Origin of the sequence: Jatrophihabitans sp. (genome assembly GCF_036000465.1) — a bacterium.
Classification (GTDB): domain Bacteria; phylum Actinomycetota; class Actinomycetes; order Mycobacteriales; family Jatrophihabitantaceae; genus Jatrophihabitans.
Genome location: NZ_DASYFV010000044.1, coordinates 90,448 through 103,382 on the forward strand (window position 1 = coordinate 90,448; position 12,935 = coordinate 103,382).

Sequence of the window (12,935 nt, forward strand, 5' to 3'; positions counted from 1 at the left end):
CGGTCCGCTAGCGTCGCTCATCGAGCCCGCCGGATCGTCACCGCGACGTCGCCGAACGTCAGTGGGATCGGCGCCTGTGGCTTGTGCACGGTGACGGTCGCGGCGTCGACGCGGGCGTCGGCGAGGCAGGCGTCGGCCAGTCGCGCCACCAGCGTCTCGAGCAGGTTGACCGGCTCCCCGGCCACCACCGCCGCCAGCCCCTCGGCCAGCTCGCCGTAGTGCACCGTGTCGACGATGTCGTCGGACGCCGCGGCCGCGGCCGTCGAAAGTTCGAGCACGACGTCGACGACGAAGTCCTGCCCCTCGCGCCGCTCGAAGTCGAAGACCCCGTGAAACCCGCGTACCCGCAGGCCGGTCAGCGAAATGGTGTCGCTCATCGGCCTACCCCCGCTGCGTCCGGTCCGGCCGCCGAAGGACTTCTGGGCCCACGCTTCGCTCCGCACGCGCCGCTCATGCCCGCGCCGCCCGAACCGCCGCGACCGCGAGCGCGGCGTCCACCGCCGGACGCACCTCGTGCACCCGCACGCCCCACACCCCGGCGGCGGCGCACAGCGCGGTGATCGCGGTCGTGGCGTCCTCCCGATCGTCGACCGGTCGGGGCGTGCCGTCAGCCGCGGCCAGCAGCGTCCCCAGGAACGACTTGCGTGAGGCCGCGACCAGCACCGGCAGCCCGATGCCCACGAAGGAGTCGAGCGCGGCCAGGAGGGCCCAGTTGTGCGCGCCTGTCTTGGCGAACCCCAGACCGGGATCGATCACGAGCCGCGACTCGGGAACGCCGGCCGCGACGGCCGCGTCGACCCGGGCCGACAACTCGTCCCGCACGTCCTTGACGACGTCGTCGTAGGCGGCGAGCTCGGCCATCCGCTCGCTGTGCCCGCGCCAGTGCATGAGAATCCACGGGCAGCCGGCGTCGCGCACCACGGCCGCCATCGCCGGGTCGGCCAGCCCGCCGGACACATCATTGACCACCGCCACCCCGGCCCCGAGCGCCGCCGCCGCGACCTCGGCCCGGTAGGTGTCGACGCTCAACGCGACGCCCTCGTCGACCAGCCCCTCGATCACCGGCATGATCCGGCGCAGCTCCTCGTCGGCCGACACCCGCCGCGCACCGGGACGGGTGGACTCGCCGCCGATGTCGACGAGGTCGGCCCCGTCGTCCCGCATGGCGACGCCGTGCGCGATCGCGCCGTCGACCGAGGCGTAGCGGCCGCCGTCGGAGAACGAATCCGGTGTGACGTTGAGGACGCCGACGACGCTGATGCGGTCGGGGCGACCCGGCAGGACGGCCACGGTCAGCGACCGAGGATGAGACTCATCGCTTCCGCCCGGGTGCGGGGGTCGGCCTTGAAGGTGCCGCGGACGGCCGAGGTCATGGTCTGCGCGCCCGGCTTGCGGATACCCCGCATCGCCATACACAGGTGCTCGGCCTGGATCACGACGATCACGCCGCGCGGCTCGAGGCGGCGCATGACGGCGTCGGCCACCTGCGAGGTCAAGCGCTCCTGCACCTGCGGCCGCCGGGCGTAGAGGTCGACGACGCGGGCCAGCTTGGAGAGCCCGGTGATGCGGCCGTCCGTGCCCGGGATGTAGCCGACGGCGGCGGTGCCGTGCCACGGCACGAGGTGGTGCTCGCAGGTCGAGTACAGCGGGATGTCCTTGACCAGCACGAGCTCGTCGTGGTGCTCGTCGAAGGTCGGCTGGAGGACGTCGTCGGGGTTCACGTGCAGTCCGCCGAACACCTCGGCGTAGGCGCGGGCGACCCGTCCCGGCGTGGCCTTCAGGCCCTCGCGATCGGGGTCCTCCCCGATCGCGAGCAGCAACTCACGCACGGCGGCCTCGGCGCGAGCGACATCGACCGCGGGGGCCGTGCCGTTCACGCCGGACTCGAGGGTGCTCATCGGCCTACCTCGCTACGCTCGATACGGCCGCCACAGGACTTCTGCACCGATGGTTCGATCCGCAAGAGTCGCTCACCCTCCGCCGTACGGCGGAGTGGCCGACTCGCCGTGCTGCGGCCCGAAGAAGCCGCCACCTGGGTCGGACGGCGCCGGAGGCTGCGGCGGGGCCGGCTCCGGCATCGCGCCCGGGAAGGAGCCGGACGGCTCGCTGCTGCCGTTGGCACCGTTGTGCCCGTTCGCCCCGTTCGCCGCCGGCTTGCGCAGCGCCACCGGGATGTCGACCGGCGGGCGGTCGCTCGGGGTGCGCTTGCCGAACGCGCTGAACGTGTTGTGCGGCGGGCGCTTGCGCACCGGCGCGAGGATGCGCTCGAGGTCGTCCTTGGTGAGCGTCTCGCGCTCGACGAGCTCAAGGACCATGGCGTCCAGGGCGTCGCGGTACTGCTGCAGGATCTCCCAGGCCTCGTCGTGCGCGCCCTCGATGAGGTCGCGCACCTCGGCGTCGATGTCGGCCGCGATGTCCTCGGAGTAGTCGCGCTGGTGGCCGTAGTCGCGGCCCATGAACGGCTCGGCGTCGCCGGTGCCGTACTTGACCGCGCCGAGCTTTGTGCTCATGCCGTACTCGGTGACCATCGCGCGCGCGAGCTTGGTCGCCTTCTCGATGTCGTTGGACGCCCCCGTCGTCGGCTCGTGGAACACGAGCTCCTCGGCGGCCCGGCCGCCGAGCGCGTAGACGAGCTGGTCGAGGATCTCGGCGCGGGTCTGGGTGTAGCGGTCCTCGAGGGGCAGCACGAGGGTGTGCCCGAGCGAGCGGCCGCGCGGCAGGATCGTCACCTTGTGCACCGGGTCGAGGTTCGGCATCGCCCACGCGGTGAGCGCGTGCCCGGCCTCGTGATAGGCGGTGACCCGCTTCTCCTTGTCGCTCATGGCCCGGGTCTTGCGCTCGGGCCCGGCGATGACGCGGTCGATCGATTCCTCGAGCGCGGCGCCGGTGATGAGCCGGCCGCTGTTGCGCGCGGTGAGCAGCGCGGCCTCGTTGATGACGTTCGCGAGGTCGGCGCCGGTGAAGCCGGGCGTGCGGCGGGCGATGACGCTGAGGTCGACGTCGGCGGCGAACGGCTTGCCCTTGGCGTGCACCTTCAGCACGGCCTCGCGGCCGATGACGTCGGGCGGGCCGACGGCGATCTGGCGGTCGAAGCGGCCGGGACGCAGCAGCGCCGGGTCGAGGATGTCGGGTCGGTTCGTGGCGGCGATCATGATGACGCCGCCCTTGACGTCGAAGCCGTCCATCTCGACGAGCATCTGGTTGAGGGTCTGCTCGCGCTCGTCGTGCCCGCCGCCCATGCCGGCGCCGCGGTGGCGGCCGACGGCGTCGATCTCGTCGACGAAGACGATCGACGGCGCGTTGGACTTGGCCTGCTCGAAGAGGTCGCGGACGCGGCTCGCGCCGACGCCGACGAACATCTCGACGAAGTCGGACCCGGAGATCGAGTAGAACGGCACCCCGGCCTCACCGGCGACGGCGCGGGCCAGCAGCGTCTTGCCCGTGCCGGGCGGGCCGTAGAGCAGCACGCCCTTCGGGATCTTGGCGCCGATGGCCTGGAACTTGGCCGGGTTCGCGAGGAACTCCTTGATCTCGTCCAGTTCCTCGATCGCCTCGTCCGCCCCGGCGACGTCGGCGAACGTCGTCTTCGGGGTGTCCTTGGTGACGAGCTTGGCCTTCGACCGGCCGAAGCTCATGACCCGGTTGCCGCCGCCCTGCACCTGACTCATGACGAAGAACAGGACGCCGACGATGAGCAGGATCGGCAGCAGGCTCACCAGCAGCGAGAGCCAGGTGTTGTCCTTGGTGACGAGCGTGCGGAACTGGAGCGTCGAACCCTTGGCCTTCGCGGCGTTCTCGAGCGTCCGGTAGACGTCGGAGCCGGCGTCGGCGGGGTACTGGGTGCTGATCTTGGCGTACTTGCCCTGGAACGGCGTGTTCAGCTCGAGCTGGAGCGTCTGCTCCTTGTCCGCCTGGACCGCCTTCTTGACGTTGTTCGAGCTGATCTGCTGCAGCGCGTCGGAGGTGCTCACCCCGTGGTAGCTGCTCCCGCCCGAGATGAGCCCGGGCAGGATGAGGAAGGCGAACAGGACCAGGACGGCATACAGCCACCAGGACCGGAGGATGCGCTTGCGATTCATATCGTTATCACGAACGGTTGGCCGCCCGCGTTCCTTCCCGCGCTGGAGGCGTCACACGACCTCAACGGAATGCTTGCTCAGGAGCCTTTGCTCAGAGACCTTGACGGTACACGTCACCCGCTGTACACGGCGGGCTTGAGACGCCCGATATACGGGAGGTCACGGTAGCGCTCGGCGTAGTCCAGCCCGTAGCCGACGACGAATTCGTTCGGTATGTCGAATCCGACGTACTTGACGTCGACGTCGACCTTCACGGCCTCCGGCTTGCGCAGCAGCGTGACGATCGAGATCGAGCCCGGGTTGCGGCTGCGGAGGTTCTTCAGCAGCCACGACAGGGTGAGACCGGAGTCGATGATGTCCTCGACGATGAGGACGTGCTGGCCGGCGATGTCGCGGTCGAGGTCCTTGAGGATGCGGACCACGCCGCTGCTCTGGGTGCCGCTGCCGTAGGAGCTGACGGCCATGAACTCCATGGTCGACGGACGCTCCAGGGCCCGGGCGAGGTCGGACATGAACATGGCCGCCCCCTTGAGCACGCCCACCAGCATCGGCTCGCGGCCGGCGTAGTCGGCATCGATCTGGGCGGCGAGCTCGGCGATGCGCTCGCGGATCTGCTCGGCGGACACGATGGTCGCCTCGATGTCCTTGTCAAGCTCGGACACGTCACTCCTTCGGAGCATGGTGGGACCCGGCGGGGGTGGTGCTCGGGATCGCCACCAGTCTCCCAGACGCCCGGCGCACCGTGACGCCGCCCGGCAGGTCGAGCGGGCCCTGCCCGTGCCAGCCGGTGATCAGGGCGTCGAGGGCGGCGGTGCGCTCGGCCGAGAGCGTGGGCGCCCCGGCCGCGGCGGCCCAGCGGCGCAGCACCCGGGTGCGCACCGCGCGGGGCAGGGCGGCCAACGCGGCGACGTCCGGCTCGGCCCCGATCGGGACGCCGGCGGCCCAGGCGTCGAGCGCGTCCAGGTCGTCGCGCAGCAGGTCGGCGGTGCGGGCGAGCGCCTCGGCCACGCCGCCCTGCAGCGCGTCCTCGAGCAGGGGCAGCACCTCGCGCCGCAGCCGGACCCGCTGGAAGCGGGCGTCCGCGTTGTGCGGGTCGTCCCACACGTCGAGGCCTAGCGCGGCGCAGGCCGCCTCGGTGGTTGCCCGGCGCAACCCGAGCAACGGCCGCAGCCAGCGCCCGTCCGTTGCGACCATGCCGGCGATCGAGCGGGGGCCCGAGCCGCGGCCCAGCCCGAGCAGCACCGTCTCGGCCTGGTCGTCGAGGGTGTGCCCCAGCAGCACGGACGCGCCGCGGGCCACGGCGACCTCGGTCAGCGCGGCGTAGCGGGCGTCCCGCGCGGCTGCCTCCGGCCCGCCGGCGGTGCCGATCTCGACCCGGATCACCTCGACCGGGTCGAGGCCGAGGCTGCGGCCGAGGTCGGCGATCCGCGCGGCGTGGTGGTGCGAGCCGTGCTGCAGGCCGTGGTCGACGGTGACGAGGCCGGCCACCCGACCGTCCCGGGAGCGGACGAACGCGGTGGCGGCGGCGAGGGCGAGGGAGTCGGCCCCGCCGGAACAGGCGACGAGCACGGGGCCGTCGACCCCGGCGAGCAGCGTGCGCACCGCACGGCGGACCGCGGCGACGGCGGGCGCGGGTCCCATCGGGTCAGGCGTGCACGCGCGCGATCCAGAGCCCCGGGTCGGAGATCTCGGCCTTGGTCGGCAGGGTCTCGCGGGAGGTCCAGATGGCGTTGAAGTCGTCGATGCCGATGCGGTCGACGACGGTGCGGACGAAGGCCGAGCCGTCGACGTACTGCCGGGTCTTGGCCTCCATGCCGAGCAGGCGGCGCAGCAGCTTGTCGAGCGGGTTGCCGCCGCGGCGCCGGCGCGAGGCGAACCGGCTCTCGATGACCTTCTGGCTCGGGATGACCGACGGCGAGACGGCGTTCATCACGTACTCGGCGTGCCCCTCGACCAGCGACATGAACGCGGTGACGCGGTCGAGCACTGCGAGCTGTTCGGGGGTGGCGAGCACGCCGAGCAGCCCGGAGCCGTTGCCCTGACCGCGGACGACCTTGACCAGCTCGCCGACCGCGCCGGAGAGCCGCTTGCGCATCTCGGCCGGGTCGGTCTCGATGGTGGCGCTGAGCGCGGCGACCTCGTCCAGCATGTGCTGGCGCAGCCACGGAACGGCGGTGAACTGCACGCGATGGGTGACCTCGTGCAGGCAGACCCAGAGCCGGAAGTCCTTCGGGTCGACCTTGAGCTGGCGCTCGACGGCGACGAGGTTCGGCGCGACGAGCAGCAGCTGCCCGCCCGGCCGGTCGAAGAACTCGAACTGGCCCAGCACCTTGCCCGACAGGAAGCCCAGGATCACGCCGACCTGCACGCCGGTGAGGCGCCCGCCGACGCGTTCGGCGACCTTGCCGACCGGGTGCTCCTCGACCAGCCGCTCGACGATCGGAGCCATGACGGCGCGCATGCCGCCGGCGTTCGCGTCGATCCAGGCCGGGCGGTCGATCACCCGGGTGACGGCGGTGACCGGCGGTTCGGAGAGCTGGGTCAGCTCGGCGACCTGGTCGGCGGCCGTCGCGGTGGCCCGGTAGAGCTCCCCGACGACGTCGTCGGCCTCGCGCCGCGAAACCCCGGGCGAGGGCGGACTGAACCGTTTGGCCGCGCGAGCGGCGACGTCCCAGTCGATGAGCGAGGCCATGACTGCACGCTACCGGCCAGGCTGGTGATCCGCCTTCCGCCGGCGGGCGTGCCTGGCCGGTTCTCACCCACAGCCGCAGTCGGCGAGCCGGGCGGCGACGGCGTCGAGGGCCGCCTCGGCCGCGGCCGTCGACCCGGCGCGGTCGGCGATGATCGCGAAGGCGAGCAGCCGACCGCTGCGATCGTGCACCAGGCCGGCGAGGGCCGAGACCCCGCTCAAGGTACCGGTCTTGGCCCGCACGATCCCGGCGCCGGACCGGGCCGAACCGGTCACGTAGCGGTCGGCCAGGGTGCCCGACCACGCCGCCACGGGCAGGCCGCCGACGATCGCGGACAGCCCCGGGCGGGTGGCGACCGCCCGCAACACGCCGGCCAGCACGCGCGGGCTCACCCGGTCGGCGGCGGCCAGTCCGCTGCCGTCGACGAGTCCCGCGCCCGGGTCGAGGCCGATGCCCGTCAGCACGGTTCGGACGGACGCGGCCGCACCGAGGAACGACGGCGCTCGGTGCTCGGTCAGCGCCACCTGGCGGGCGAGGCACTCGGCGATGACGTTGTCGGACTCCTGCAGCATCTGGCCGATCAGGGTCGCGAACGGGGCCGACCGAACCCGGGCGAGGGTCGTCGCCCCTGCGGCGGCCCGGCCGCGGGCGACCGGGGCATCGGGCACGCCCAGGGCGGCCGCGAGCTCGTGGCCGGCGGCGAGGTCGGGCGTCGCGCTGCGGATCGTGGCGTCGGGGGTGTCGCGTCCGCCGTCGGTCATCACCGCGGTGATCGCGGCGCCGTAGTCGGTCGGCACGTCCTCGGCGGCCCACGAGGGTGAGACGTCGGGGCCGGTGAACAGCGAGTCGTCGACGAGGACGCGGGTGGGCCGGACGCCCGCCGCGCGGAGCTGGCTCGCCAGGTCGCGGAGGCGGGCGGCCCCGGCGTACGGGGGGTCGCCGGTGGTCGCACCGGAGAGCGTCGGGTCGCCACCGCCCACGAGCACGACGGCGCCGTTCGCCCCGGCCCGGACCGTGGTGGTGATGCGGTCGGTAGGTTGCCGCACCGTCAGCAGCGCGGCCGCGGTCAGCAGCTTGGCCGTCGAGGCGGGCGCGGCCGGCACGGCACCGGTCCGGTCGAGCAGGGCGACCCCGGTGGTGACGTCGAGCACGGTGGCCCGCACCCGCTGGCCCAGGCCGCCGGCCGCGAGCGGCGCGGCCAGCGCGCGGGTGACCCCGGCCGCGCGGTCCGGCGTCGAGGTCGGCGTGGGCGCGGGGGTGGGCGCGTCCGATGCCCCCAGATAGGCGGACGGCGGGGGCGGCGGCGGGGTCGTCGAGGGGGCGGCGTCCACGTGGCGGGCCGCGCGGGTGGTCGCGTACGCGCCGATCCCGGCAGCGGCGCAGAGGACGAGGACCAGCAGAACGAGGAGCACCGTCCGTGTCCGTGATCGCCCCACGATGCGTCACACTAGCCAGGAAATCGAGACGGAAGGGGCCAGCCGCCGTGGAGTTCGACGTGCTCATCGAGATCCCTCGAGGAAGCAAGAACAAGTACGAGGTCGATCACGAGTCGGGCCGCATGCGCCTCGACCGCACGCTGTTCACCTCGACGCAGTACCCCGCCGACTACGGCTTCATCGAGGACACCCTCGGCGAGGACGGCGACCCGCTGGACGCGCTCGTGCTGCTGCACGGCGACCCGCTGTTCCCGGGCGTGCTCGTCCGCTGCCGGGCGATCGGCATGTTCCGCATGACCGACGAGAAGGGCGGCGACGACAAGGTGCTCGCCGTGCCGGTCACCGACCCGCGCCTCGAGCACCTGCGCGACATCCACCACGTCCCCGAGTTCGACCGCCTCGAGATCCAGCACTTCTTCGAGGTCTACAAGGAGCTCGAGCCGGGCAAGTCGGTCGAGGGCGCGAACTGGGTCGGCCGCAAGGAGGCCGAGAGCGAGATCGCGCGCTCGTACGACCGCGAGAAGCAGCGCGTCGCCGAGGGCGGGCACTGACCTACTGCTCGACCGCCGTGATCGAGGACGGCCGGTAGCGCAGGTACTGGTTCGGCCGCGGGTTCGCACAGGTGAGCCCGTCGGCCGCGACCCGTTCGACCTGCACGACGACGTCGATGCGCCCGTGCGGGCCGCGCAGCCGCACGCTCGCGTGCCCGTCGACGATCTCCGAGGTCCGCTCGACCTGCAGGTCGCGGCGGCGGCGCAGCGCCAGGTGCTCGTGGGCGAAGGCGAGCGCCGCCTGCGCCGGTGACGGCAGCCCGATGCGTCCGCGCAGCAGCCCGCCGATGACCTCGCCGGCCTCGGCCGCCGCGACGAACTCGGCCGCGGCGAGCGGTAGCACCCGCCCGTAGAGCAGGCCGGTGGGCAGCACGAGCACGTTCGCGGCGAACCGGTCGCCGCCGAGGTGGCTGCATTCCCACACCCGGTCGGGCCGCACCGCGTGCAGGGCCGCCGCGACCGGCCGCCCGCGCAGTGCGCAGCAGGCGTCGTGCTTGCCGTGGGTGCAGACGAGATAGACCGGGTCGGTGTCGGGCACCCCGAGGGACTCGTCGTCCAGAGCCAGGTCGAGCAGCTCCTCGTCCCGATCGAACGCACCCCAGCGCAGCGTCTCGTGACCGTCGCGGGTGTCGACGAGCGCGAAGCGGCGCGGCGCGGCCGCGAACGTGCGCCCGACGTGCCGGATCGCCTCGACCCGGTAGCCGGTGCGGCCGGCCTGCTGCTCGAGCCGGGCGGCGAGGGTGCGGTCGAAGTGCGATTCGCGCAGGCCGCTGCGTCCCCACGGACCCGGCTGCTCGACGAGCAGCAACCGGGCGGCGGGGAAGGCGGTGCCCAGCATCGGGTCGCCGCGCAACTCGGCCCGGACCGAGCAACGGTCGGGGGTCTCGCGCGGGTGCGGGACGGGGTGCTCAGACAGGAACGAGCACTCCCTCGCGCAGCAGCCGCCGGACGAGCTCGAGCTGCTGCTCGGGGTCGAGCCCGGGCAACTCGGCGGCGGTGAACGCGACCCCCGACCGGACCGTCTTGACCGCCTCCGCATGGGTGGCGGGCAGCGGGACGGTGCGATCGAGCAGGACGAGCCGGATCTGACCGCCGTCCTCGCGCAGCCGCAGGCGCAGGCCGGCGCGCAGGCGCACCTCGGTGCCGACCTCGACCGAGTCGGCCGCGGCCAGTTGCGCCAGCGGGCCGATCGGCTCGGGCCGGGTGCGCTGCATCAGGTTCGTCTCGACCCGCTCGGCGACGCGGGCCGCCGGGATCTGCCCGAGCCGCTCCTGCAGCGCGGCGATCGTCGCGGCGAGGTGCGGGGCGAGGACGTCGGGGTCGCCGAGGTCGGCGCCCATCGGCAGCGAGGCCCGCAGCGCGGGGTCGTCCTGCGCCGCCTCGAGCAGGTGCCGCACGAGCTGGTAGCGGGTGACCGGGTGCACGCCGACGGTCAGGTGGATCGACGTCTCGCCCTCGGCCTGGGCGGCGTGGATCGTGCCGCGCGGCAGGTACAGCGCGTCGCCCGGCTCGAGCACGGTGTCGAGCAGCGGCTGCTCCTGGGCGCGGGCGCCGACGGCGTCGCGGTGGTTCTCCCAGGGCTGGTTGTCGAGCGGCGCCTCGACGACGGGCGGGTGGATCGTCCAGCGCTTGCGGCCCGCGATCTGCAGTACGAACACGTCGTGGACGTCGTAGTGCGGCGCGAAGCCCTGGTTCTGCGGCGGGGTGATGTAGGCGTTGATCTGCACCGGATGGCCCAGCTCGGCCGCCAGGGCCGAGCCGAACTCGACTAGGGGCGGCCAGGTGCGGTGCAGCGCCTGCAGGACGAGCGTCGCGCCGTCGGCGACCGCGGCCAGCACCTTGTCGTCGGCGGCCTGGTCGTTGATCGAGGCACCGGCGCCGCCGCCGCGGGTGAAGCGGGCCGGGGGCAGCACGGTGCCCTCCTTGGCCATGCGCAGGAACGGCGTGCGCAGCCCGCGGCGGGACACGAGCTCGTCGACCGCCGCGGCGTCGAGCAGATCACCGAAGCCGCCGGACAGCTCGGCGGCCCGGGTCAGGCGGGGTGCCCGGCCCCAGTTCTCGCCGGCGAACACGTCAGCGGCGCAGGCGATGCACCGGCCGAGGGCCGAGCCGCCTGCGCCGCTGCGCTGAGTTGGATCAGTGCTCACGCACCACCGTCGGCGCCACCGTCACCACCGGCACCGCCGTCCGCGCCACCGTCGCCGCCGGCACCACCATCGGCGCCACCGTCACCACCGGCACCGCCGTCCGCACCACCGTCGCCGCCGGCGCCACCATCGGCCCCGCCGTCGCCGCCCGGGCCGGCGTGACCGTCCGCGCCGCCGTCGCCGCCGGCGCCGCCGTCCGCTCCGCCGTCGCCCACCGTCGTGTCGTCGTCCAAGTTCATGTGCGTCCTCCGAGGTCCCGACCACCGCGACCGGACGGCCGCGAGCTCAACGTTAGCCACGCATCGCCCGTTGCGGGTACCCCCGACCGTCGCGGGGCTAACTGCCGCGCTCAGCCGGCCGGGCGCTCGGCCATGTGCAGCGCGACGATGCCGCCGGTCAGGTTGCGGTAGCGCACCGCCGTCCAGCCGTTGGCCGCCACCGTCGCGGCCAGGTCGTCCTGCGCCGGCCAGGCCCGGATCGACTCGGCCAGGTAGACGTACGCGTCGGCGTTGGACGACACCTTGCGGGCCACCCACGGCAGCGCGCGCATCAGGTAGTTGAGGTAGACGAAGCGGAACGGCCGCCACGTGGGGCGGCTGAACTCGCACACGACCAGATGGCCGCCCGGACGCACGACGCGAGCCATCTCGCGCAGCGCCAGCGGCACGTCCGACACGTTGCGCAGGCCGAAGCTGATGACCGCGGCGTCGAAGGAGGCGTCCGCGAACGGCAGGTGCACGGCGTCGCCGGCGACGAACGGCACGCCGGCCCGCTTCTTGTTGGCCCGGCCGGCCCGCAGCATGCCGAGGGAGAAGTCGCAGGCCACCGCACGGGCGCCGCCCCGGGCGAGTTCGACCGTCGAGACCCCGGTGCCGGCGGCGAGGTCGAGCACCCGCTGGCCCGGCCGCAACTGCAGGCACTGCCGGGTGCGCCGGCGCCAACGGTGGTCCTGCCCGAACGACAGCACCGTGTTCGTCACGTCGTAGCGGGCGGCCACGCCGTCGAACATGCGGGCAACCTCTCGGGGTTGCTTGTCCAGCGTCGCGCGGCTCACGGTTCCTATGATCCCTGCTGCGTCGGCGGGCCGCCGACGGGGTCCTCGGGTTGCTCGTCGGGGTCGACCCCACCGACCTGCGGGTCGGCCAGCCGGATCGCGCCGGCCACGATCGCGGCCAGGCACAGGGTGTAGGCCGCGAGGTGCCAGGCGGTGTAGGGCACGCGCTCGCTGAGCAGCACCGCGCCGAGCAGCACGCCCATCAGCGGGTCGACGGCGAGGTTGGCGGGCAGGGTGGCGCCCAGCGCGCCGACCTGGAACGACACCTGGGTCAGGATGATGCCGCCGGCGCCGAGCACCACGATGCCCACCAGCGGCACGAGGCCGCGATGGCCCACGAACAGGCCGTGGAAGCCGTGCCGGCTGAACCGGTCCGACGCCGCGTCGACCATCACCGCGAGCGTGCCGAAGTAGCCGCCGGCGACCGCGCCGTACATCGCGCCCTTGATCACCTTGTTGCGGCCCTGCACCGCCAGGCACAGCACGATGCCGACGACGAGCACGACGGCGATGGCCAGGGCGATGTAGCGCGAGCGCGGCACGTGCGCGTCGCCCGGGTGGCCGATGAGCGCGAGGAAGACGCTCAGCCCGCCGAGCACGCCGGCGACGCCGAGGTAGTCGCCCACCCGCGGCCGGTGGCCGCCCATCAGGAAGCTGACGCCCAGCGACACCGGCAGCATCAGCACCACGAGCGGCTGGATGAACACCACCGGCCCCGCCGCCAGCGCGATGATCTGCAGCACGAAGCCGATGGCGTCGCCCGCGATCGCGAGCAGGAACATCGGGTGCTTGGCCATGGCGATCAGCCCCGACGCGCTCGCCTCGCCCCCCTCGCCCGCGTGCTGCTGGGCGGTGCGGTGCTGCACGACTATCGACGTCCCGTACACGACCGCCGACGCGATCCCGAACGGGACGGCGACGACCAGGGACATTCAGGCAGATTAGCTGCCGAGGTGAGACGCGCTACCGCCCGCCCGA

The 12,935-nt window shown here is 73.4% G+C and carries 14 protein-coding genes; 1 reads left to right on the top strand and 13 read right to left on the bottom strand.

Annotated elements, in window-relative coordinates; all coding sequences use genetic code 11:
* Window positions 1–17: 17 nt before the first annotated feature.
* The 8 genes from folB to dacB form a co-directional block, all read right to left on the bottom strand.
* On the bottom strand, window positions 18–377 hold the full coding sequence (gene folB / locus VGN18_RS14320; protein ID WP_327540379.1) for a dihydroneopterin aldolase: 360 nt from the start codon (window positions 375–377) through the stop codon (window positions 18–20).
* Window positions 378–450: 73 nt separating this feature from the next.
* Window positions 451–1,281: a dihydropteroate synthase gene (gene folP / locus VGN18_RS14325; protein WP_349259925.1), complete on the bottom strand. Its 831-nt coding sequence runs from the start codon at window positions 1,279–1,281 to the stop codon at window positions 451–453.
* Between the two features lie 11 nt (window positions 1,282–1,292).
* On the bottom strand, window positions 1,293–1,898 hold the full coding sequence (folE, locus tag VGN18_RS14330) for a GTP cyclohydrolase I FolE (protein WP_327540381.1): 606 nt from the start codon (window positions 1,896–1,898) through the stop codon (window positions 1,293–1,295).
* 72 nt (window positions 1,899–1,970) lie between these two features.
* Entirely contained in the window at window positions 1,971–4,079 is a 2,109-nt protein-coding gene (gene ftsH / locus VGN18_RS14335) for an ATP-dependent zinc metalloprotease FtsH (protein ID WP_327540382.1), read from the bottom strand.
* 113 nt (window positions 4,080–4,192) lie between these two features.
* Entirely contained in the window at window positions 4,193–4,759 is a 567-nt protein-coding gene (hpt, locus tag VGN18_RS14340) for a hypoxanthine phosphoribosyltransferase (protein ID WP_349259919.1), read from the bottom strand.
* Window positions 4,743–5,720 carry a tRNA lysidine(34) synthetase TilS gene (gene tilS / locus VGN18_RS14345; RefSeq protein ID WP_327540384.1) on the bottom strand — a complete coding sequence of 326 codons (978 nt, stop codon included), beginning with the start codon at window positions 5,718–5,720 and terminating at the stop codon, window positions 4,743–4,745. Before tilS ends, hpt begins: the two co-directional genes overlap by 17 nt.
* Window positions 5,721–5,724: 4 nt before the next feature.
* Window positions 5,725–6,771 carry a zinc-dependent metalloprotease gene (locus VGN18_RS14350; RefSeq protein WP_327540385.1) on the bottom strand — a complete coding sequence of 349 codons (1,047 nt, stop codon included), beginning with the start codon at window positions 6,769–6,771 and terminating at the stop codon, window positions 5,725–5,727.
* A gap of 63 nt (window positions 6,772–6,834) precedes the next feature.
* Entirely contained in the window at window positions 6,835–8,181 is a 1,347-nt protein-coding gene (gene dacB / locus VGN18_RS14355; protein ID WP_327540386.1) for a D-alanyl-D-alanine carboxypeptidase/D-alanyl-D-alanine endopeptidase, read from the bottom strand.
* Between the two features lie 71 nt (window positions 8,182–8,252).
* Between dacB and VGN18_RS14360 the strand changes: the two genes are divergently transcribed.
* Window positions 8,253–8,756, top strand: a complete 504-nt coding sequence (locus tag VGN18_RS14360) for an inorganic diphosphatase (RefSeq protein ID WP_327540387.1) — start codon at window positions 8,253–8,255, stop codon at window positions 8,754–8,756.
* Between the two features lies 1 nt (window position 8,757).
* On the opposite strand, the gene VGN18_RS14365 is transcribed toward VGN18_RS14360, so the two are convergent.
* The 5 genes from VGN18_RS14365 to VGN18_RS14385 all read right to left on the bottom strand — a co-directional run bounded on the left by VGN18_RS14365 (window position 8,758) and on the right by VGN18_RS14385 (window position 12,889).
* Window positions 8,758–9,594, bottom strand: a complete 837-nt coding sequence (locus VGN18_RS14365) for a sucrase ferredoxin (protein ID WP_327540388.1) — start codon at window positions 9,592–9,594, stop codon at window positions 8,758–8,760.
* 70 nt (window positions 9,595–9,664) lie between these two features.
* A complete protein-coding gene (locus tag VGN18_RS14370; RefSeq protein ID WP_327540389.1) occupies window positions 9,665–10,903 on the bottom strand; it encodes a cupin domain-containing protein in 1,239 nt (412 codons plus the stop codon).
* Window positions 10,900–11,142 carry a hypothetical protein gene (locus VGN18_RS14375; protein ID WP_327540390.1) on the bottom strand — a complete coding sequence of 81 codons (243 nt, stop codon included), beginning with the start codon at window positions 11,140–11,142 and terminating at the stop codon, window positions 10,900–10,902. The genes VGN18_RS14370 and VGN18_RS14375 overlap by 4 nt, the downstream gene beginning before the upstream one ends.
* A gap of 110 nt (window positions 11,143–11,252) precedes the next feature.
* Window positions 11,253–11,966 (bottom strand): demethylmenaquinone methyltransferase, encoded by a 714-nt coding sequence (locus tag VGN18_RS14380; RefSeq protein ID WP_349259926.1) that lies wholly within the window; start codon window positions 11,964–11,966, stop codon window positions 11,253–11,255.
* Complete coding sequence (locus VGN18_RS14385; protein WP_327540392.1) at window positions 11,963–12,889, bottom strand: DMT family transporter; 927 nt, start codon at window positions 12,887–12,889, stop codon at window positions 11,963–11,965. Before VGN18_RS14385 ends, VGN18_RS14380 begins: the two co-directional genes overlap by 4 nt.
* Window positions 12,890–12,935: the final 46 nt, after the last annotated feature.

Coding starts and splice junctions, on each gene's coding strand:
- folB (WP_327540379.1), bottom strand. CDS start 377: ATGAGCGACACCATTTCGCTGACCGGCCTGCGGGTACGCGGGTTTCAC.
- ftsH (WP_327540382.1), bottom strand. CDS start 4,079: ATGAATCGCAAGCGCATCCTCCGGTCCTGGTGGCTGTATGCCGTCCTG.
- VGN18_RS14365 (WP_327540388.1), bottom strand. CDS start 9,594: ATGCTGGGCACCGCCTTCCCCGCCGCCCGGTTGCTGCTCGTCGAGCAG.
- VGN18_RS14350 (WP_327540385.1), bottom strand. CDS start 6,771: ATGGCCTCGCTCATCGACTGGGACGTCGCCGCTCGCGCGGCCAAACGG.
- VGN18_RS14385 (WP_327540392.1), bottom strand. CDS start 12,889: ATGTCCCTGGTCGTCGCCGTCCCGTTCGGGATCGCGTCGGCGGTCGTG.
- hpt (WP_349259919.1), bottom strand. CDS start 4,759: ATGCTCCGAAGGAGTGACGTGTCCGAGCTTGACAAGGACATCGAGGCG.
- tilS (WP_327540384.1), bottom strand. CDS start 5,720: ATGGGACCCGCGCCCGCCGTCGCCGCGGTCCGCCGTGCGGTGCGCACG.
- folE (WP_327540381.1), bottom strand. CDS start 1,898: ATGAGCACCCTCGAGTCCGGCGTGAACGGCACGGCCCCCGCGGTCGAT.
- VGN18_RS14375 (WP_327540390.1), bottom strand. CDS start 11,142: ATGAACTTGGACGACGACACGACGGTGGGCGACGGCGGAGCGGACGGC.